Below are 20442 nucleotides of genomic sequence, written 5' to 3'. Positions count from 1 at the left end.
CCTTTTGTCTTTTTTGTAAGGTGGACGGCGGTTGCTTGACGTAAACGTAAACTACGATTGACAGCCTCGCAACGCAAGCTTACGTTAACGTAAAGGTGAGCGCCCTCCCCGGCGCCGTCCCCACAAAAACAAAAGCTCACATTAAGGTGCCTGTCCATGAGTTACCCGTCCCTGAACTTCGCCCTCGGCGAAACCATCGACATGCTGCGCGAACAGGTGCAGCACTTCGTGGCCAAGGAAATCGCCCCCCGCGCGGCACAGATCGACATCGACAACCTGTTCCCCGCCGACCTGTGGCGCAAGTTCGGTGACATGGGCCTGCTGGGCATCACCGTGTCGGAAGAATATGGCGGCGCCGGCCTGGGTTATCTGGCCCACGTGGTGGCGATGGAAGAAATCAGCCGGGGCTCGGCCTCGGTGGCGTTGTCCTACGGCGCCCACTCCAACCTGTGCGTCAACCAGATCAACCGCAACGGCAACCACGAACAGAAACTCAAGTACCTGCCCAAGCTGCTCAGCGGCGAACATGTCGGCGCCCTCGCCATGAGCGAGCCGAATGCCGGCTCCGACGTGGTGTCGATGAAGCTGCGCGCCGACAAACGCGGCGACCACTACGTGCTCAATGGCAGCAAGACCTGGATCACCAACGGCCCCGACGCCAGCACCTACGTGATCTACGCGAAGACCGACCTGGAAAAAGGCCCCCACGGCATCACCGCCTTCATCGTCGAGCGCGACTGGAAAGGCTTCAGCCGCAGCAACAAGTTCGACAAACTGGGGATGCGCGGCTCCAACACCTGCGAGCTGTTTTTCGATGACGTTGAAGTGCCCGAGGAAAACATCCTCGGCGTGCTCAACGGCGGCGTCAAAGTGCTGATGAGCGGCCTCGACTACGAACGCGTGGTGCTGTCCGGCGGCCCGACCGGGATCATGCAGGCCTGCATGGACCTGATCGTGCCCTATATCCACGATCGCAAGCAGTTCGGCCAAAGCATTGGCGAATTCCAGCTGATCCAGGGCAAGGTCGCCGACATGTACACCCAACTCAACGCCAGCCGCGCCTACCTCTACGCGGTGGCCCAGGCGTGCGAGCGCGGCGAAACCACGCGTAAGGACGCAGCCGGGGTGATTCTGTACAGCGCCGAGCGCGCCACACAAATGGCCCTCGACGCGATCCAGATTCTTGGCGGCAACGGCTACATCAACGAATTCCCCGCCGGGCGCCTGCTGCGGGATGCCAAGCTGTATGAAATCGGCGCCGGCACCAGTGAGATTCGGCGGATGCTGATCGGCCGCGAACTCTTCAACGAAACCCGCTGAAGGAGCGCGCCATGGCCACCTTGCACACCCAACTCAACCCGCGCTCGGCGGAGTTTGCCGCCAACAGCGCGGCGATGCGCCAGCAGGTCGACGCCCTGCATACCCTGCTTGCCAACGTACAGCAAGGCGGCGGCGCCAAAGCCCAGGAACGCCACACCTCGCGCGGCAAACTGCTGCCTCGCGAACGCATCAATCGCCTGCTCGACCCAGGCTCGCCGTTTCTCGAACTCAGCCAATTGGCCGCCCACCAAGTCTACGGCGAAGACGTACCCGCAGCCGGTGTGATCGCCGGGATCGGCCGGGTGGAAGGCGTCGAATGTATGATCGTCGCCAACGACGCCACGGTGAAAGGTGGCTCCTACTACCCGCTCACGGTAAAAAAACACCTGCGCGCCCAGACCATCGCCGAGCAGAACCGCCTGCCGTGCATCTACCTGGTCGACTCCGGTGGCGCCAACCTGCCGCGTCAGGACGAAGTGTTTCCGGACCGCGAGCACTTCGGGCGGATCTTCTTCAACCAGGCCAATATGAGCGCCCAGGGCATTCCGCAGATCGCCGTGGTGATGGGTTCGTGCACCGCCGGGGGCGCCTATGTTCCGGCGATGGCGGACGAAGCGATCATGGTGCGCCAGCAAGCCACCATCTTCCTCGCCGGGCCGCCACTGGTAAAAGCTGCGACCGGTGAAGTGGTGAGCGCCGAAGACCTGGGCGGTGCCGATGTGCACTGCAAGATCTCCGGCGTCGCCGACCACTATGCCGACAGCGACGAACACGCCCTGGCCCTGGCCCGGCGCAGCGTGGCCAACCTCAACTGGCGCAAGCAGGGCGAATTGCAACAACGCACGCCCGTGGCGCCGCTGTACAGCAGCGAAGAACTTTACGGAGTGATCCCGGCCGACGCCAAGCAGCCTTTCGATGTGCGCGAAGTCATCGCGCGGCTGGTGGACGGCTCGGTGTTTGATGAGTTCAAGGCGCTGTTCGGGACCACCTTGGTGTGCGGTTTTGCGCACCTGCACGGCTACCCAATGGCGATCCTGGCCAACAACGGCATTTTGTTCGCCGAAGCCGCGCAAAAAGGCGCGCACTTTATCGAGCTGGCCTGCCAGCGCGGGATTCCGCTGCTGTTCCTGCAAAACATAACCGGCTTCATGGTGGGCCAGAAGTACGAGGCCGGCGGCATCGCCAAGCACGGCGCCAAGCTGGTCACGGCCGTGGCTTGCGCCAAGGTGCCAAAATTTACCGTGATCATCGGTGGCAGTTTTGGCGCCGGTAACTACGGCATGTGCGGGCGTGCCTATGACCCGCGCTTTTTGTGGATGTGGCCGAACGCGCGCATCGGCGTGATGGGCGCAGAACAGGCGGCAGGCGTGCTGGTACAGGTCAAGCGCGAGCAGGCTGAACGTGCGGGCGCAGAGTTCAGCGCAGAGGAAGAGGCCGCCATCAAGCAGCCGATCCTCGACCAGTACGAAACCCAGGGCCACCCGTATTACTCCAGTGCGCGTCTGTGGGATGACGGTGTGATTGACCCGTTGCAAACCCGCGAAGTGCTTGCCCTGGCCCTGTCCGCCGCGCTGAATGCCCCCATCGAGCCGAGCCGCTTCGGCGTGTTCCGCATGTAAATGGAGCTGTACCCCATGAGCGATTTCAACACCCTCGAACTGGTCACCGACAGCCGCGGCTTTGCCACGCTGTGGCTCAGTCGTGAAGCCAAGAACAACGCGTTCAATGCCGAGATGATCCGCGAACTGATCATCGCCCTCGACCAGGTGCAGGGCGATGCATCCCTGCGTTTCCTGGTGCTGCGCGGGCGTGGCAAGCACTTCAGCGCCGGCGCCGACCTGGCCTGGATGCAGCAGTCGGCCGAACTCGACTACCACACCAACCTGGACGACGCCCGCGAGCTGGCTGAGTTGATGTACAACCTGGCCAAGCTGAAAATCCCGACCCTGGCCGTGGTGCAAGGCGCGGCCTACGGCGGTGCGCTGGGCTTGATCAGTTGCTGTGACATGGCGATTGGCGCGGATGATGCTCAGTTCTGCCTGTCGGAAGTGCGCATTGGCTTGGCCCCGGCGGTCATCAGCCCGTTCGTGGTCAAGGCAATCGGCGAACGGGCGGCGCGGCGTTACGCCCTGACCGCCGAGCGTTTCGGCGGCCAGCGTGCGCGTGAAATCGGTTTGCTGGCAGAAAGTTATCCTGCCGCCGAGCTGGACCAGCAGCTTGAACAGTGGACCACCAACTTGCTGCAAAACAGCCCGGCAGCCATGCGCGCCAGCAAAGACTTGCTGCGTGAAGTCGGCACTGGCGCCCTCACCCCGGCCCTGCGCCGCTACTGCGAGAACGCTATCGCCCGAATTCGCGTCAGCACCGAAGGCCAGGAAGGCCTGCGCGCCTTCCTGCAAAAACGCCCGCCCACCTGGCAAGCCCAGGAGCCACGCTCATGAGCACACTGACCACCGTGCTGGTGGCCAACCGCGGCGAGATTGCCTGCCGGGTGATGCGCACCGCCAAGGCCATGGGCCTGACCACCGTGGCCGTGCACAGCGCCACCGACCGCGACGCGCGGCACAGCCGCGAGGCGGATATCCGCGTGGACCTGGGGGGCAGCAAGGCCACTGAGAGCTACCTGCAAATCGACAAGCTCATCGCCGCCGCGTTGGCCAGCGGTGCCCAGGCAATTCACCCGGGCTATGGCTTCCTGTCGGAAAACGCCGGGTTTGCGCGCGCGATTGAAGCCGCCGGCCTGATCTTTCTCGGCCCGCCCGCCTCGGCAATCGACGCCATGGGCAGCAAGTCGGCCGCCAAGGCCTTGATGGAAACCGCCGGGGTGCCGCTGGTGCCGGGTTATCACGGCGAAGCCCAGGACCTCGAAACCTTCCGCGCCGCCTGCGCGCGCATTGGCTACCCGGTGCTGCTCAAGGCCACGGCCGGCGGCGGTGGCAAGGGCATGAAGGTGGTCGAGGACGTCAGCCAGTTGGCCGAAGCCCTGGCCTCCGCCCAGCGTGAGGCGCTGTCGTCTTTCGGCAATGGGCAGATGCTGGTGGAGAAGTACCTGCTCAAGCCGCGCCATGTGGAAATCCAGGTATTTGCCGACCAGCACGGCCACTGCCTGTACCTGAACGAGCGCGATTGTTCGATTCAGCGTCGTCATCAAAAGGTCGTGGAAGAAGCCCCGGCGCCCGGCTTGAGCGTTGAACAGCGCAATGCCATGGGCGAAGCCGCCGTGCGTGCAGCCCAGGCCATCGGGTATGTGGGCGCGGGTACGGTTGAGTTTTTGCTGGACGCGCGCGGCGAGTTTTTCTTTATGGAGATGAACACGCGGCTGCAGGTGGAACACCCGGTGACCGAGGCGATTACCGGCCTCGACCTGGTGGCCTGGCAGATCCGCGTCGCCCAGGGCGAGGCGCTGCCGATCACCCAGGCGCAGGTGCCGCTGATTGGGCACGCGATTGAGGTGCGCCTGTATGCCGAAGACCCGGCCAATGATTTCCTGCCGGCCACCGGGCACTTGGCGCTCTACCGCGAATCCGCGCCAGGCCCAGGGCGTCGCGTCGACAGCGGCGTCGAGCAAGGCGACAGCGTGTCACCGTTCTATGACCCGATGCTCGGCAAATTGATTGCCTGGGGCGAAGACCGTGAACAGGCGCGCCTGCGTTTGCTGAGCATGTTGGATGAGTTTGCCATCGGCGGGCTTAAGACCAACCTGGGCTTTCTGCGGCGGATCATCGGGCACCCGGCGTTTGCGGCGGCGCACTTGGACACCGGGTTTATTCCGCGTTATCAGGATGAGTTGTTGCCAGCGGCCAAGGCGTTGAGCGATGAGTTCTGGCAGGCGGCGGGTGCAGCCTTTATGCAGAGCTTGCCGGTCGGTGAAGGGCCTTGGGCGGATACACGCGGATTTCGCGCGGGGTTGCCAGCCGAGGTGTCGCTGCACTTGAGCAGTAGCGGCCAAGACCGGCTGGTGACGTTGGTCAGTGGCGCTGCAAAATGGCAGGGCGAGCAGTTGTGGATCGAGCAACACGGCGTGCGGCGTGCCCATCTCGCAGTACGCAGCGAAGGCACGGTGTACCTGCGCTGGGACGGCGAGATGCACGCCGTCAGCCTGTTTGACCCGATTGCGGCCGTCGAGGCCAACCTGTCTCATCAAGGCGGCCTCACGGCGCCAATGAACGGCAGCATCGTGCGGGTGTTGGTGGAAGTGGGTCAAGCCGTCGAAGCCGGTACGCAGCTGGTGGTGCTGGAGGCGATGAAGATGGAGCACAGCATCCGCGCGCCCCAGGCCGGGGTGGTCAAGGCGCTGTTTTGCCAGGAAGGCGAAATGGTTGCCGAAGGCAGTGCGCTGGTGGAGTTGGAAGCGGCGGACTAGAACTTCGCCATGGCTTGCACCACGACGCCGAGGATGCGGCAGTCGTCGGTGAACAGCAGCTTGGGATACGTCGGGTTGAGCGGCACCAGGTAGCGCTGGCCGCTCTCTTCGATTAACTGGCGAAAGGTCGCCTGGGTGCTGTCGGCCCATTGTGCGACCACCAATTTGCCGGGTTCGGCATCGATGGCCGGGTCCACCAGGATCATCATCCCGGCGCCGATGCTCAGGCCGCTGGGAGCGGTCATGGCGTCGCCCGTCACGGGGAGCCAGAAGGCTTCGCCCTGGGCGTGGTAATCCGTCAATTCAAAACGCGCCGGACCATAGGCCGCGCGCTCCTCGCGAATTTCGCAGACACCTCTCCAGTCACTGACCGGGTAACGGAAATACGGGTTGTAGTGTTTTTCCAGTGCCGGTTCCTCATCGGCCCTTTCACGAATGTCCAGCGTAACCTCAAGGTAACCCAGCCCCAATTCCGCGAGCACACGGTTCATGTCCGCCAGGCTCGGCACACGGCGCTTGTTGAGCCAATGGCCGACGCCGCCCTGGGACATGCCCAAGCGCTCGGCGAGTTTATCCTGCGTGACCTTGCGGTCTTTCATGTTGGCTCTGACCAACGCTATCCAGTTATCCATGGGGGCTGACAATACGTTGCGTATTTTTCAGGGCAATAAACAGTTTGTAGTAATCCATAAAAGGACATAAATACGATACGTACTATCATCGGTTCTATGGTTTTCGCCCCACCACCAGAGTACCGACCCTTATGACGACAGCCCCGTACCTCCTGCCCGACACACCTGAAAACGACGAATTGCACGGCATGCGCAACAGCGGCGCCGCCCGGCGTGCGCTGGACTATTACTTGAAAGAAGATATGTCGGCATCCGTCCCGGACGGGACCTTGTTCGCCATCAAGCCCGGCATCAGCCAGGAAGAAGCCCTGGTGCACGCATCGGAGCTGTTGCGCAGCGCAGCCGCTACAGCCTACGAATCGGCGAGCAGCCATCAGGGCAATCAGCGAGACCTGGCATTTTCAGTGGTGTATTTGATCGATATGGCGAAGGCGATGGTTGAGCGTTCGTTGCAGGCGCCAGCCACAGGTCAGGCAGGCGCATAAGCAGGCGCGAAGATAAATATTTCTATCCCATGGATAAAAACATTTGACTTGCAAATGATAATGATTATTATTGGACCCAGCTGATCGCGAGATCAGTCGATAGACCAAGGGACCTTAGGTCGGACTCTTGGAATATCTCCTCATCAGGCTAATCACGGTTTTTGACCCGGCTCTTTGGCCGGGTCTTTTTTTTGCCAGTTTTTCTGGCATGGCTTCAGGCTAATGAAGACTGTGTGTTGCTTGATGGCGCGCATGGTAGCAAAAGAGCATCGCCAAAAGAAAGCCGAACGAGCGCTCTAGCCCGGATCTTTGCGAAATAGCGCTTGAGAATCAATCTCATAGATTCTAAGCTGCTGTCGCGTCAGGGATGACGCCCCCTCCTCCATGCAACAATTTTGCATCAAGATTTTGCCTGACTCCTGTGTAAGATATCCGCCACAACACTCATATTCAGGCAATCAGACTATGACCGTGGCCTTGACCTCCATCAAGATCAGCACCGACTTCGACAGCGGCAACATCCAGGTCCTGGATGCCAGCGATGCTTACCAATTGCTGCTGGCAATCAAGCCCGATACCCGCAGCCCCCATTTCCAATGGTTTCACTTCAAGGCCGAAGGCATGCACGTGGGCCATACCCACAGTTTCCGCCTGAGCAATGCGAGCCAGTCTTCCTATAAAAACGCCTGGAGCGGCTACAACGCCGTGGCGTCCTACGACCATATCAACTGGTTCCGCGTACCCACGCGCTTTGATGGCGAGACCCTTCACATCACGCTGGAAACCCGCGAAAAACACGCCTGGTTCGCTTACTTCGAACCCTACAGCCGTGAGCGCCACGACTGGCTGATCGAGCAAGCCCTGAGCCGCGCCGGCACCCAGTTGCTCGCCACCGGCAAAAGTGCCGAAGGCCGTGATATCCAACTGCTACGCCGCGGCAAAGGTGGCGAGGGCCAGCGCAAAGTCTGGATCATTGCCCAGCAACACCCCGGTGAGCACATGGCCGAATGGTTCATGGAAGGCATCATCGAACGCCTGCAACAGGACGGTGATGCCGAGCTGAAAAAGCTCCTGGCCGTTGCCGACCTGTACCTGATCCCCAACATGAACCCCGACGGCGCTTTCCACGGCCACTTGCGCACCAACGCCATGGGCCAGGACCTCAACCGTGCCTGGCAGAGCGCCAGCCAGGAGATCAGCCCCGAAGTGCTGTTTGCCCAGCAGCAGATGGAGAAATACGGCGTCGACCTGTTTCTCGATATCCACGGCGACGAAGAAATCCCCTACGTGTTCACCGCCGGTTGCGAAGGCAACCCGGGTTATACGCCGCGTATCGAAGCGCTGGAAAAACACTTCCGCAGCCACTTGAGCGCCCTCACCCGCGACTTCCAGACCGCCCACGGCTACACCCGCGACCTGCCGGGCGAAGCCAATATGACCTTGGCCTGCAATGCCGTCGGTGAGCAGTACGACTGCTTGTCGCTGACCCTGGAAATGCCCTTCAAGGACAACGACGACGCGCCCAACCCGAAAACCGGTTGGTCAGGCGAACGCTCAAAGCAGCTGGGCAAGGACGTATTAAGCAGCGTGGCCGATATCGTCTCCGCGCTGCGCTAACCGCCTCGCCCGCCGGCATCAGTCCTTGGTGCCGGTCATGCTTTGCAGCACGCCGTCACGACGGATCAGCCCGTGGAACAACGCCGCCGCCAGGTGCACCAGCACCGTCAGGAACAACAGGTAGGCGAGATAGCCATGGGCCTTGCGCAGGAACGCAAACAGCGGCGCATTCGCGCTCACCAACGCCGGCAATTGCACCGAACTGCTGAGCATCACCGGGTCACCGGCCGCCGAAATCATCGCCCAGCCCAGTAATGGCAACACCAGCATCAACGCGTAGAGCAGTACGTGGGAGGCTTTGGCCGCCAATGCCTGCCAAAGTGGCAAATCGGCGGGCAACGGCGGTTGCCGGGTGGAAAAACGCACCACCAATCGCACGATCACCAGCGCCAGGATCGCAATCCCCAGCGGTTTGTGCAGGTGAATCAGCCATTCATGCCGTTCCGAGACCGACGCAACCATGCCCGCGCCGATAAACAGCATGGCGATGATCATCAGTGCCATCAACCAATGCAGCAGGCGGGCCAAGGGTGCGAAAAACCGTGGTTGAGCATTCATGGCTTCGACTCCTGAGGGGCGCTGTGCAGCGGGCTGACTTCACCGGCGCGGCGCAGGTACGAACTGGCATAGGCTGCCGAACGTGCGGCCAGCAACGGGTCGTTGGAGGCTTCGATGCCACTGGGCAAAATCAGCGGGTCAAAGTTGATGTCGCGGCAATCACCGTCCGCCTGCGGCTGGCTGCTTTGCAGCACCAGGGTGCCGGCGTTCAGCACCTTGTGCTCACCGGCCCAGGGTTTGCTGGCGTCGTCCAGCGGGTCGCCCGGGTTGGCCAAGGTCATGTTCAACTGCCAGCGCAACGGCCCTGAGGTCAGGCGCTGCACCAGGTCTTTTTCCAGAAAGTCACTGCCTGAGGGCGCAGTATCGCCTGGCGCATCCTGGCTTTGCGGTACCACGCCCCAACGTACGGCCTGGCGCTTGCCGTCGGCTGTCACCAGGTAAAACGCGTTGATGCCGTTATAGGTTTCCGTCGCGTAGCTGGCCGACGGTTTGGCGGTCTTGACCCATGCCAGGAATGGTGCCGTTTCCGGGTGGGAGGCGAAAAACGCCGGCATGTTCGCCGGGTTCGGCTTGCCGGTGGCCGGGTCTGGCGCACCGGCTTTGAGCATCTGATAAAACGCTTCAGGCGTGCCCACCGGGAACACCGGCATACTGTTCATTCCCGTGCGCCATTGCTGGCCGTTGGCCTGGGTCAATTGCAGGGCGAAACTGCGGATCGGCACACTGCTGTCCGGCGCGTAAGGGTTGCCGCTGGGCAAGGCAAAGCGCCCGATTACCGGGGTTTTCGCTTCGCTGAACACTTGGGCACTGGAGTACGCACGCGCGTCCGGGCTGCTCTCGAAGTAACCGGCCACGCACACACCCTTGGCGTGGTTGCGGCGGAAGCCCGGGTGTATACCGTTATTGGTTTCCAGGGCATTGACCAGGGTTTTAGGGCGCAGGCGCTGTGGGTCGAGAGAGCCGTTGACGTAGGCAAATGCCCCGGCAACAACCGCAACCACGGCACCGATCCCGGCGAGTCGCGCGATCAGGCTCGCAGTGCTCAACGGCGGACGGGGCGGTGATGAGTGATCTACCATGAAGTGACTCCAGGGCCTAAGGCCTTAGGGGGTGAAACATAAGGTCGGAGCATTAAGACGAACGCCGATCCGCTCTATTCCAGGGCCTTGAGTTTATTTTTCAGGGCCGGGAATAACCTTCAACGCCGGACGTCTCTCTAGTCCCAGCGTAGTGACCAGCCAGACGACCATGCATGAACTCGACGAACAGCTACGTGAACTCATCCCCAGGTTGCGGCGTTTTGCCGTTTCCCTGACCCGTAACGCCAGCAGCGCCGACGACCTGGTGCAGTCGACCCTGGAACGGGCGATCATCAGTTGGGCCGACAAGCGCATCGAAGGCGACCTGCGCGCCTGGTTGTTCTCGATCCTCTACCGGCAGTTCCTCGACGCCCACCGGCGCAGCCGGCGCTACGCACGCATGCTCGAATTCTTTACCGGCCGTGACGACGCACAACCCTCGGTCGAACGTACGGTGATGGCCCAATCGGCCCTGCAAGCCTTCGACCAGCTCACCACCGAGCAGCGAGCCCTGCTGCTTTGGGTGTCGGTCGAGGGCTTGAGCTACAAGGACGTCGCGCACATCCTCGATGTGCCGATCGGCACCGTGATGTCACGCCTGTCACGCGCGCGGCAAGCCTTGCGTCAACTCAGTGATGGCGAAATTGCCAGCCCTTCCCTGCGGATACTCAAATGATCAGCCTTCCCCCCAGCGAACGCGATTTGCACGCCTACGTCGACCACCAACTGCTGGACAGTGACCGCCGGGTGCTAGAGACCTGGTTGGCGTCACACCCCGATGTGGCCGCCCAAGTCCAGGCCTGGCAACAGGATGCGCACGTGCTGCGCGCGTCATTGAGCGGTGCCTTGCAGCAACCGGCCAACCCCGACCTGGACCCGGCGCTGATTCGCCAGCGCATCAAGCATCAATCGCGCCGCCACTTCGCCACGGCGGCCGTGCTGCTGATCGCCGTCAGCCTCGGTGGCCTGGGTGGCTGGCATGCCCGCGAAGTGACCCAACCGCCGATGCTGCCGATGGCCGATGCGATGCAAGCATTCCGCTTGTTTGCCCAGGACGGCATCATGCCGGCGGACTACAGCACTCAAGACGGCGGCACCATGCAGGCCTGGCTGGACCACTACTTCAACCAGGCCCACCGCCTGCCTGACTTGAGCCAATCAGGCTTCAAGCCCGTCAGCGGGCGTTTGCTCACCACGGAGCAAGGCGCGGCGGCCATGGTGTTGTACGAGGACCCGCAAGGTCGCCGCATCAGTTTCTACATTCGGCCACCGGGCCCTGAAAACGGTTTCCTGCCGCGTGGCCGCCGCAGCGCCGACGGCCTGCAGGCCGAGTACTGGTCGGGCGCCGGCTACAACTATGCGGTGGTCAGCCCGGCGGACCAGCCCACCACGCAGATGCTGAAGTTCTAAAACCCGACGTCCAGCACCACGTTATCCAGGTAGGTCCCCCCCGGCGGCGTGGTCTGGTCGGTGTAGACCTTGGCGTTGTAGTTGAATACCTGGCTGCCGGTGCCCAGACCATTGCCCGGGTTGACCTCGGCAGACGAACTGGCCCGTCGCGCCGCGCCGACGCTGCCCCAGCGAGTGCTGCCGGCGCCCTGGAAGATGTCGTAAGCCAGGAAGTTGGTGCCGGAGATCATCTGTCGGCGGCCGCCCACACTGACTGGGTGCTGCCCGTCGCTGAGGCCCACGGTGTAGGCGCTGCCTTTGGTACAGGCAACGCTGGCCTGGCCATTGACGGTGGCGAAGGCACTGACCACCGGGGCACTGCCAAATGCAATCGGCGGGGTGGTGATCTGGCAGTCATTGACGACGGTCATGCTGACGTTCAACGTCGCCGTGCCGCTGTTGACCTCGCGGCCCAGGCATATCCCGCCAAGCCCGATACCCGAGCAATAATTCCAGTTCCAGAAAATGCTCAGGGTTTCGCTATACACCCCAGCTGCCACGTTACTGCCGATGTTGGTGGCGAAATACAGCGGCACGGTTTTGGTACCCGGTCCAAAAACCAGCCCCAGTGACGCGGCAATACCGCCACTGCCACCGAAATCGAAGGCCGTGCCGCGTGTCATCGGAAACGACGTGGTGTTGTTGGCATAGACCGTATAGTTGATGACATCCCCGGTCGGCCCGACCAACCCGCCTTGCGTCGAGCCGCTGACGGTCGCGTAGAAATGGTCGCTGGAGGCCAGCACCGACAACACGGCCGGGGTGCAGCTCAACCCGGCGTTGGTGGTGGAACTGGGCTGGGACGCGGTTCGCACAGTCATCGAACTGACCGTCGTGCCAAAGCTGGCCGGTACGGTGGCCACCACCGAACACACCGCCTGCACCTGTGCCGAAACGCCCAGGCTTGCCAACAACAACCACCGCCACACCCATTCCTTGACCCGCACACGCACACTCCTTATGTCATTGGCACACCAGTGGCCCGATCAGCGGCACTTGCTCCTGTGTGGCATCCAGTTCAAACGTGGCCTGGCACGTCTGGCCGTTACCGACTGTGACCTGCAACGTGTTATGCGCCACCAGGTTTTCCAGGTAGACCAGGCCGTCCCAGCCCACCACCGCGAGCGCGCCGCTCTGCTCATGCCGTACCTGGCTGCCCAGCGGCAAGTCCTGATGCTGGGCGTCAACCAAGGTGATACTCGCCGCGAGCACGCGACGCATCGGGAATTCCAGCAGATAGCCGCTGCCACGGCGCACAGCAACCCGTTGCTCGACGTTCGGCACTTGCACGTTGGACGGCAGGTTCAGCGGATCGACCTCGTATTTGGCCCGGTAATAGGCGCTGGTCCACGGCACCAGCAAGTGCCCGTTGCGGTCGGTTTCACCCACCACCTGGTTCTCATAGCGCACCGGCACGCCACTGAAACCGTCCGTGCTCACCACCACAAACGCATCGTTGACACGGTTGGCGGCGAACACCTGATTGTCCATCCACACCAACGAGCCACTGGCATCCGCCCAACGGGTTTCAGCGTCGCTGCTGCCGTACACGCCCGCCTGCAACTGCACCGATTGCAGGCGCCAGGTCAGGTCGGCCTGGCGATAAGCCGGCCCATCCCCGCTGGCGTAGCCCAGGTTGAAGCCCACGCCGCCCTCGGAGGGCACAGCACGGCTGTAATTGACCCGCTGCTGGCTCTGCCCGGTTTTGCTGCGCTCGGTGCCAAGGCTCAGGCTGCCGTACGTGTCGAACGGAATGACTAATTGCGCCTGTACCGCCCAACTGCTGTCCCCCACTTCATGGTTGGCCGACAGGTAAAAACTGCTGTTGCGCCACAGCGACTTGCTCCACGTCATGTTGACCAGCCGAGTGCGAGAGTCGTCGGCGGCCTGCACGTCAAAATAGCCCACACCCAGGCTGCCAAAATCGTTGAGGTTCAGGCTCAAGGTGGCCTGCTGGCTGCGTTTGCTGAGGCTGGCGTAGGGCGTATCGATCAGGCTCAAGTCGGCGTATTCGTCACGGCGCTCCACCCGTTGATACGAAAAGCTGTAGCGCTGGTTGCTGTATTGGTAACCCAGGCTCAGTTGCTGGCCGGTCCTGCCGTCATATTGGCTCTGGCTGACGGCCGTGTTGAGCACACCGAAGTTGCCCATGCGCAGGTTGCCGCCCACGCCGCCCAAGGTCAGGTCGTTGGAAGCTTCGGCATGGCTTTCCAGCGTAAACACATCCGATAGCCCGTAACGGAAAGTGCCGCTGGCCACACCGGGCCCATAACCAAAATCGCGCAAGGTGTAGTCGCGACGCAGATTACCCGCCGCCACCGAGAAGTCTGACAAGCCCTTTTGCAGCAGGGTGCTGGTCACATAAAACGGCACCGTGGTCGATACCTGACGGCCGAGGGCGTCGGTGGTGACCACCACCGCCTCCCCCGCGCCATTGATAAACGGCACGTTGGTCAGTGTGTATGGCCCGGGCTGCAGGTCGGCACTGCTGGATTTGTAACCGTTGATAAATAGGTCCACCGACGACGGCACCGCCGCCTCGCCGGCAAACTGTGGCAAAGGGTAGGTCACCAGGTCCGGACGTACCCCGAAGTCCCGTGACACTTGCACACCACCGAGACGCACCGACGTACTCCAGGGCAAGGCGCCGCTGATCACATCACCCGCTTCATAGGTCAACAGACGTTCATCGTCGGAAAACCGCCAGGTGGTGTCATAACGCCGATAGCCGTTATCCAGGCTGCTGCCGGCCGTCTCACGGCCGATGGTGGTGCGGTACTGGCCTGTGTTGGACAGCGTGCCCCAGGTGTCGAACAGCCTGACCTCGTTGAAGATGCCGAGGTAGGTGCCCGAGTCATCCGTATCGTTAAGGTAGGCGTCATAGTTGAGCAATGCGCCGAAGCTGGTCAGCGCCGGAGTGCGTGGGTAGTTGTTGCGGTTGCCGATAAATTGCTCCGGCAACCAGGCGGGCGGCACGCTGAGCATCAGGCGCTGGCCCTGGCTGTCGTAGTCGGTGTGCAGGCCGGGCAGGTTTTCCAATGCAACCTCCGTGGGAACCTCACCCGGCAGTTTCATACCGACTTCCTGCAACACGGACGCCGGCAAGTACAGCTGCCCGGCGCGCTGATTGACGGCAACCACGCGACCGGTGTCCATCTGGTTGACCACCAACTCCAGGAATAACTGCGCATCGGCAACAGCCTCCATACTGCTGGGAGGGGGCGGTAATGGCGCAGCGAAGCCCGGCGGCGCAAGCGCCAGGCCAGACAAACCACCCACCACCCACACCGACCGCCAAAGACATCGAGCTCGATCGTGGCTCACCAACACTTTGTGTCCATCAATGGACATCTCCATCCGTTAACATCAGGGGCTGCTCCATGCCCTACCGCACTGCGTTACCGCCCCGGTGCGAGGCTCTCCAATTGCGTCGCACCATTGACTCGCACCTGCAACGGCTGATCGGCCGGCAGGCCCTCGGGCACCGGCCAACGCATGGTCGCGCCCGGCAGCACATACCCCATCAACCCTTCCACCAACGGGCGCGGCTGGCCACCCTGCTTGAAGGTGGCATCGGTCAAGCGCGCATGCACCGCCCCCTGGTTGCGCATCTCGACGTAGCTGTGCCCGCCCACCGAGACTTTTTTCCAACTCAGGTCAGGCTTGCCTGCGCTCTTCGGATCGCGGTCGCGGGTGCCGTCGACTTTGCTCCAAAGGCCTGGGCCGTAGGCGAACAACGGCACCGAGTAACGCATCTGGAAGCGGATCGCCGCAGCGGTCTTGCCATCTGCCGGGGCTGCCGGAGGCGTGGCCGACGGAATTTCATCAATGATGATGCGATAGGCCAGCTCCTGGCCCGGCGGCACGTCTTTGGTACGCGTCAGGCGCACCAATTGCTTCTGGCCCGGCTCGATCTTCGCCAGCGGCGGGCTGCCGATAACATCGCGCTGGTTCTGGTATTGCTCGTCAAAACCGCTTTGGGTCCAGGCAAACACGCGGATCTGCAGGTTAGCGGTCTCGGTGCCGCGATTTTCCAGCCACAGTGCGCTGGCCTGTTGGTCGGCCTCCAGCACCGGGTCGATCGGCCAGATCAGCACCGAACTGGCCGCCTGCGCCTGCCCCGCCGCCAATGCCAACAACCCGCTAAAACCCGCTGCCCACCATTGCCGGGAAGCTGCAAACATAGATCTCACTCCTTATGCCAATCGCCTTACCACGACAGCTGCACCTGCAACGTGTCGCTGTACGTCCCCCCAGGCTGGTTACCCGGTAACTGCACTCGCCCATAAATCGGCAAGGTGATGCTGTTCGCGTTGCTGTACGTCACGCTGACGCTTTGGCTGATACCCAGGGCCTGGCTGAAAGCCGCGTCCCGAAACAGCGAATAAGCCACCTGGGCGCTGCCGCTAGTGAGCTGCATGCGTCGGCCGCTGTTGTTGTGCAGCCCGCCGTCCACACTCATGCTCAGGGCGACCCCCGGCGTACATTGCAGGGTTACGCCACTGGTGAGTGCGACGGATGCCGTGCTGGTCGCCAGTGCTGAAAACGTGCCGAACGCCACGTTGCCGTAGTTCGTGCCACCACCCACCACCAGGCACCCCGGCGTGATGGTCGCGCTGACCTGGAACGACTGGCTGGTCACCGCCAGCAGCGACACCGGCATACCCCAGCCGACGCACACCGCCAACGCCACCCACCCTCCCCGGCTCATGGCACTTAGAACGTCAGCGTCACGTTAACGATGTCGGTGTAGGTGCCGGCCGGCAGCCCTGCTTTACCCGTCGCCTTACCGTAAATGTTCACGGCCTGGGCCACCCCGGTACTCAGCGCCAGGGGGATCACCCCATTGATCGCCAGCAACGTCGAATGGCCGCTGTCGGTGTAAAGGTCATACGGCACGTAGTTGGCGACGCCGTCGTACAGCGCACGCGTGCCGCCGGGGGACTTGCCGTCATTGGCGCCCGCCGCCACCGTCAACGTCGGCGAGGTACCCGCCGAACACAGAATCGACAATGCGCCGCCGCCGCCGCCCAATACCTGGCCGTCGGCTTCGGTGAACAGGCTGTTGGCCGTACCGAAGTTCAAGTTACCGAAGCTCATCCCGCCCGTCGCCGCCGCCCCATTGACCTGGCAACTGCTGGTCAGGATTAACGTCGCAGAAACAGTACCGGCCACCGTGGCCGCCTGCGCACCCGACACCCACGCCAGCGCTATCAATGGAAAAACCGCTTTCGATACAAGTGCATGCATGATGTTCATCCTCATGGTTACCAATCCAGAGTCACCGTCAGGGTGTCTGTGTAGATGCCGGCCGGTAAGGCCCTGGTATTCGCCACCACGGAACCGAATACCGGGATCGGTACTTGTGTGCCCTTGGCCACGACGAAATTGCGTTGCTGGCCGATCCTGTAGGTGCTTTGCCCCAGCGGATCAGCTGACAGCCGATAAGGAATAGTCTGGCGGCCATTGCTCAAGCGCCGCGTGGTGCCGTCACCGTGGGCGCCGCCGTCGATCGTCACGGTGAAACTGCTGACCACTGACGGGTTGCACGACACCGACAGTGGCGCCTTGCTCCCATCGGTTACGCCTGCGCCCAACGTGTCATTCCAGGTCGGGCCCTGGCTGCCGAAGTCGAGCAATGCGCTCCCGCCTGTAGGGCTCACCGGTGCGCTTTCCACACCTTTGCTCACCTCGCAACTGGCGGTAATCACCAGCCGCGCGTGGACCTGCCCGGTGACGGCTGCCTGGGCGTCATTGGCCAGCAGCAACAGGCCGCCCATGGCCACGAGGGCCCAGCCCCGGCTTACCATGTGACCGTGACCTTGAGCAGGTCGGTATAGCGGCCGACAGCGGGAATTGTCTTGAGCGGCTCGATACGGCCATACAGCGGCAGGTCGACCGTGCCGGAGTCCGGCACGCGCCCGCTCAGCGGTTCATTTACGGGTAATGGAATGCGCCGCGCAGCGTCGGCATAAATTCGATAGGGAATGGGCTTGCTCGAAGGGCTTGCGGCGCTCAGGTAGCGCACTTCGCCAACGCCGCCATGCAGGCCGCCGTCAACGCGCATCTGGTAAGGGGTGTCGGGGTTGCATTCGAGGCGGGGCTGGCGTTGGCTGATCAGGGCCGCACTCAGGGGGCCGGCCGGGTCATCCAGACGCGGGCCGCTGCCGAAATCCAATACGCCAAGTTGCTCGATGCCAGCAGTGCGGGTAGTGCCCACCAACTGGCAGCCCCGCTGCACGTCGATGCGCACCTCCACCTGGAGTTGCGCAGCATAAGCCGTGTTGCAGAGCATCGCGCCCATGACTGCCAATACTGCGGGTCCCTTCACTGCCCCAATTCCTTATACAGGGGTGACTGCTGTGTAGGAGGTTAGTCACTCAGGGGGAAACTGCCAGTCTGGCCAGGTTTGCGCCTGCGCCATGCCGTTTCGAGATAGCTGGCCGCGCCCTTCTCTATTGGTCAAATCGTCGCGGGCGCCCTACAGTGAGCGACCACCGAACCCCAGAGAGACCTGCATTGGCCGTGCTTTCCCTGATCCGGCGCCTGCTCGGTAAAAACACCGAGGCCGTGGGCGCCTCGCCGATCCTCACCTTCTTCCAACGCAAGGCCGCGCAACAGGGCTATACCCTCAGCGCAGGCCAAGACCAGGCGATTGCGGCGCTGGCACGCGAAACCACACACCTGCTCGCCGGCCAGCCCACGCGCAGCCTGTACTTGCATGGCCCGGTGGGGCGCGGCAAAAGCTGGCTGCTCGACGGTTTTTTCCAGGCGCTGCCGATTGCCGAGAAGCAGCGCGTGCACTTTCACGAGTTCTTTGCGCGCCTGCACCGTGGCATGTTCAAACACCAAGGGCATGACGATGCCCTGGGCGTCACCCTCGACGAGCTGCTGTCGGGCTGTCAGGTCCTGTGTTTCGACGAGTTTCACGTCCACGACATCGGCGATGCGATGCTCATCAGCCGGCTGTTCCGGGCACTGTTCCAACGCGGCATGCTGGTGCTGGTGACGTCCAACTACGCGCCCGCCGGCTTACTGCCCAACCCGCTGTACCACGAGCGTTTCAAGCCGGTGATCGACTTGATCGCTGCGCGCATGGACGTGCTCGAAGTCAGTTCACCCAAGGATTTTCGCAGCCTGCCCCAGGCCCACGCGCAACAGCGCTTCACCCGCGGCCATTACGTCTGGCCCGGCACGGCAGAACAACGCCTGGCACTCGGGCTGCCCGCGGCCGATTGCCCTGCGCTGGCGTTGACCGTCGGCACTCGCCAATTGACCTGTCGCCGCCATCACGCACGCACCATCGCCTTCACGTTCAACGACCTCTGCGAACAACTCACGGCGGTGATGGATTACCTGCTGCTGTGCCAGGACTACGACCACTGGATGATCGACGGGCTGCCACTGCTGGCAGACTGCCCGATCGCCGTGCAGCAGCGCTTTATCAACCTGGTGGATGTGCTTTACGACCGCGACAAGCAACTGACCCTGATCGGCGAACAACCGCTGGAAAGCGCCTTGAGTGGTGAGGCCATCGACCTCGCCCGCACCGCCAGCCGCCTGCACCAATTGCACACGGTCAGCCCGCAACACGCGCCTGACCCGGTATCATGAGCGCCATTTACGCCCTCTTGCCGAGTGACCGCGCCGTTCATGAATACCCTCGCCCAACTCAAGGCCGGCCAATTGGCCGGCATCACGCGCCTGGATCTGTCCTGCGGGCTGACCGAATTCCCCCGGGAAATCTTCGAACTGGCCGACTCCCTGGAAATCCTCAACCTCACGGGCAACGCCCTGAGCAGCCTGCCTGACGACTTGCACCGCCTGATGCACTTGCGCGTGCTGTTCTGCTCTGACAACGCCTTCACCGAGTTGCCCGGCTGCCTGGGCGAGTGCGCAAAGCTGAGCATGATCGGTTTCAAGGCCAACCAGATCAGCCACGTCCCCGCCGCCGCGCTGCCGCCGCTGCTGCGCTGGCTGATCCTCACCGACAACCGCATCAGCCAACTGCCCAATGAGCTGGGCGAGCGCCCACTGCTGCAAAAACTCATGCTGGCCGGCAACCAATTGACGCAGCTGCCGCCAAGCTTGGCCCAGTGCCAGAACCTGGAACTGCTGCGCATCGCCTCCAACCGCCTGACGCACTTGCCACAGTGGCTGCTGACGATGCCGAGCCTGACCTGGCTGGCCTATGCCGGTAACCCGGTGGAAAGCGCGGTGGAGGTGGCCGCTGATGACGCGACGCCGCAGATTCCCTGGCCTGAACTGGAACTGGGCGAAGTGCTGGGCGAAGGCGCATCCGGGATCATTCGCAAGGCGCTGTGGACGCCGCACGCACTGCCCGTCGCGGTCAAACTGTACAAAGGCACGATCACCAGCGACGGCTCGCCGTTGCACGAAATGCAGGCCTGCATCGCTGCCGGGTTGCACCCGAACCTGATCAAGGTGGAAGGCCGCGTGGTTGACCACCCCGATGACCAGGCTGCGCTGGTGATGGACCTGATCGACCCGAGCTACCGCAACCTCGCGGCCTTGCCCAGCCTGGCCTCGTGCACCCGCGATATCTACGAACCCTCCACGCGGTTCAGCGTCGAAGTGGCCTTGCGCATGGCACGCGGCGTTGCCTCGGTGGCGGCGCACCTGCACCGGCACGGCATCACGCATGGCGACCTGTACGGCCACAATATTCTGTGGAATGCGGCAGGTGATTGCTTGCTGGGGGATTTTGGCGCGGCGTCGTTCCATGCCACGGCGGACACCGAGGAAACCAGGGCGTTACAGCGTATTGAAGTGCGCGCGTTCGGGGTGTTGCTGGGGGAATTGCTGGAGCGGGTTGACGGGGTAAGCGACGAGGCGCTCAAAGCGCTGCAGGAACGCTGCTGTCAGCCGGAGGTAATGGCGCGGCCGGGGTTTGAAGAGATTGAAGCGCTGCTGCAGTC

20 protein-coding genes are annotated in these 20442 nt (G+C 62.7%); 10 read left to right on the top strand and 10 right to left on the bottom strand.

Annotated elements, in window-relative coordinates; genetic code table 11:
* Positions 1-156 precede the first annotated feature (156 nt).
* The 4 genes from WBB95_RS29495 to WBB95_RS29480 are packed head-to-tail and all read left to right on the top strand — an operon-like array spanning position 157 to position 5683.
* Positions 157-1320, top strand: coding sequence for an isovaleryl-CoA dehydrogenase (locus tag WBB95_RS29495; protein WP_424490798.1), 1164 nt, complete (start codon positions 157-159; stop codon positions 1318-1320).
* An 11-nt stretch (positions 1321-1331) separates the two neighbouring features.
* Positions 1332-2939 (top strand): carboxyl transferase domain-containing protein, encoded by a 1608-nt coding sequence (locus WBB95_RS29490; protein WP_424490797.1) that lies wholly within the window; start codon positions 1332-1334, stop codon positions 2937-2939.
* A gap of 15 nt (positions 2940-2954) precedes the next feature.
* Positions 2955-3761: a gamma-carboxygeranoyl-CoA hydratase gene (locus tag WBB95_RS29485; protein WP_424490796.1), complete on the top strand. Its 807-nt coding sequence runs from the start codon at positions 2955-2957 to the stop codon at positions 3759-3761.
* On the top strand, positions 3758-5683 hold the full coding sequence (locus WBB95_RS29480) for an acetyl/propionyl/methylcrotonyl-CoA carboxylase subunit alpha (RefSeq protein WP_424490795.1): 1926 nt from the start codon (positions 3758-3760) through the stop codon (positions 5681-5683). Before WBB95_RS29485 ends, WBB95_RS29480 begins: the two co-directional genes overlap by 4 nt.
* Here the strand turns inward: WBB95_RS29480 and WBB95_RS29475 are convergent.
* Complete coding sequence (locus WBB95_RS29475; RefSeq protein ID WP_424490794.1) at positions 5680-6315, bottom strand: LexA family protein; 636 nt, start codon at positions 6313-6315, stop codon at positions 5680-5682. The two genes, WBB95_RS29480 and WBB95_RS29475, sit on opposite strands and share 4 nt — an antisense overlap.
* A 131-nt stretch (positions 6316-6446) precedes the next feature.
* On the opposite strand from WBB95_RS29475, the gene WBB95_RS29470 reads away from it, so the two are divergent.
* Together WBB95_RS29470 and WBB95_RS29465 are read left to right on the top strand one after the other, a co-directional pair.
* The gene (locus tag WBB95_RS29470; protein WP_424490793.1) at positions 6447-6800 is read left to right on the top strand and encodes a DUF6124 family protein; all 354 of its coding nucleotides are present in this window, start codon (positions 6447-6449) and stop codon (positions 6798-6800) included.
* Between the two features lie 465 nt (positions 6801-7265).
* The gene (locus WBB95_RS29465) at positions 7266-8417 is read left to right on the top strand and encodes a M14 family metallopeptidase (protein ID WP_424490792.1); all 1152 of its coding nucleotides are present in this window, start codon (positions 7266-7268) and stop codon (positions 8415-8417) included.
* Positions 8418-8435: 18 nt separating this feature from the next.
* On the opposite strand, the gene WBB95_RS29460 is transcribed toward WBB95_RS29465, so the two are convergent.
* Both WBB95_RS29460 and WBB95_RS29455 read right to left on the bottom strand, forming a co-directional pair.
* A complete protein-coding gene (locus WBB95_RS29460) occupies positions 8436-8975 on the bottom strand; it encodes a cytochrome b (RefSeq protein WP_424490791.1) in 540 nt (179 codons plus the stop codon).
* A complete protein-coding gene (locus WBB95_RS29455) occupies positions 8972-10054 on the bottom strand; it encodes a catalase family peroxidase (protein ID WP_424490790.1) in 1083 nt (360 codons plus the stop codon). The genes WBB95_RS29460 and WBB95_RS29455 overlap by 4 nt, the downstream gene beginning before the upstream one ends.
* Before the next feature lie 169 nt (positions 10055-10223).
* Between WBB95_RS29455 and WBB95_RS29450 the strand changes: the two genes are divergently transcribed.
* Positions 10224-10730 (top strand): sigma-70 family RNA polymerase sigma factor, encoded by a 507-nt coding sequence (locus WBB95_RS29450; protein ID WP_424490789.1) that lies wholly within the window; start codon positions 10224-10226, stop codon positions 10728-10730.
* Positions 10727-11464, top strand: a complete 738-nt coding sequence (locus WBB95_RS29445) for an anti-sigma factor family protein (RefSeq protein ID WP_424490788.1) — start codon at positions 10727-10729, stop codon at positions 11462-11464. The genes WBB95_RS29450 and WBB95_RS29445 overlap by 4 nt, the downstream gene beginning before the upstream one ends.
* Here the strand turns inward: WBB95_RS29445 and WBB95_RS29440 are convergent.
* From WBB95_RS29440 to WBB95_RS29410, 7 genes are read right to left on the bottom strand one after another with little or no spacing between them, the layout of a single operon-like run.
* The gene (locus WBB95_RS29440) at positions 11461-12450 is read right to left on the bottom strand and encodes a Csu type fimbrial protein (RefSeq protein ID WP_424490787.1); all 990 of its coding nucleotides are present in this window, start codon (positions 12448-12450) and stop codon (positions 11461-11463) included. The genes WBB95_RS29445 and WBB95_RS29440 overlap by 4 nt on opposite strands.
* A 16-nt stretch (positions 12451-12466) precedes the next feature.
* Entirely contained in the window at positions 12467-14860 is a 2394-nt protein-coding gene (locus WBB95_RS29435; RefSeq protein WP_424490786.1) for a fimbria/pilus outer membrane usher protein, read from the bottom strand.
* Between the two features lie 41 nt (positions 14861-14901).
* Entirely contained in the window at positions 14902-15687 is a 786-nt protein-coding gene (locus WBB95_RS29430; RefSeq protein ID WP_424490785.1) for a fimbrial biogenesis chaperone, read from the bottom strand.
* Positions 15688-15713: 26 nt separating this feature from the next.
* Positions 15714-16214 carry a Csu type fimbrial protein gene (locus tag WBB95_RS29425; RefSeq protein ID WP_424490784.1) on the bottom strand — a complete coding sequence of 167 codons (501 nt, stop codon included), beginning with the start codon at positions 16212-16214 and terminating at the stop codon, positions 15714-15716.
* Positions 16215-16219: 5 nt separating this feature from the next.
* Positions 16220-16753, bottom strand: coding sequence for a Csu type fimbrial protein (locus tag WBB95_RS29420; RefSeq protein ID WP_424490783.1), 534 nt, complete (start codon positions 16751-16753; stop codon positions 16220-16222).
* A 17-nt stretch (positions 16754-16770) separates the two neighbouring features.
* Positions 16771-17313, bottom strand: a complete 543-nt coding sequence (locus WBB95_RS29415) for a Csu type fimbrial protein (protein ID WP_424490782.1) — start codon at positions 17311-17313, stop codon at positions 16771-16773.
* Positions 17307-17807, bottom strand: a complete 501-nt coding sequence (locus WBB95_RS29410; protein WP_424490804.1) for a Csu type fimbrial protein — start codon at positions 17805-17807, stop codon at positions 17307-17309. Before WBB95_RS29410 ends, WBB95_RS29415 begins: the two co-directional genes overlap by 7 nt.
* Positions 17808-18022: 215 nt before the next feature.
* Here WBB95_RS29410 and zapE point away from each other — a divergent pair, with 215 nt between their 5' ends.
* Both zapE and WBB95_RS29400 read left to right on the top strand, forming a co-directional pair.
* Positions 18023-19117: a cell division protein ZapE gene (zapE, locus tag WBB95_RS29405; protein ID WP_424490781.1), complete on the top strand. Its 1095-nt coding sequence runs from the start codon at positions 18023-18025 to the stop codon at positions 19115-19117.
* A gap of 39 nt (positions 19118-19156) precedes the next feature.
* On the top strand, positions 19157-20442 hold a 1286-nt coding region (locus WBB95_RS29400; protein WP_424490780.1), incomplete at its 3' end, for a protein kinase.

Source organism: Pseudomonas sp., from assembly GCF_049645325.1.
GTDB lineage: Bacteria > Pseudomonadota > Gammaproteobacteria > Pseudomonadales > Pseudomonadaceae > Aquipseudomonas.
The sequence above is the reverse complement of the archived record's forward strand: the minus strand, read 5'-3'. Positions and strand labels throughout refer to the sequence as shown.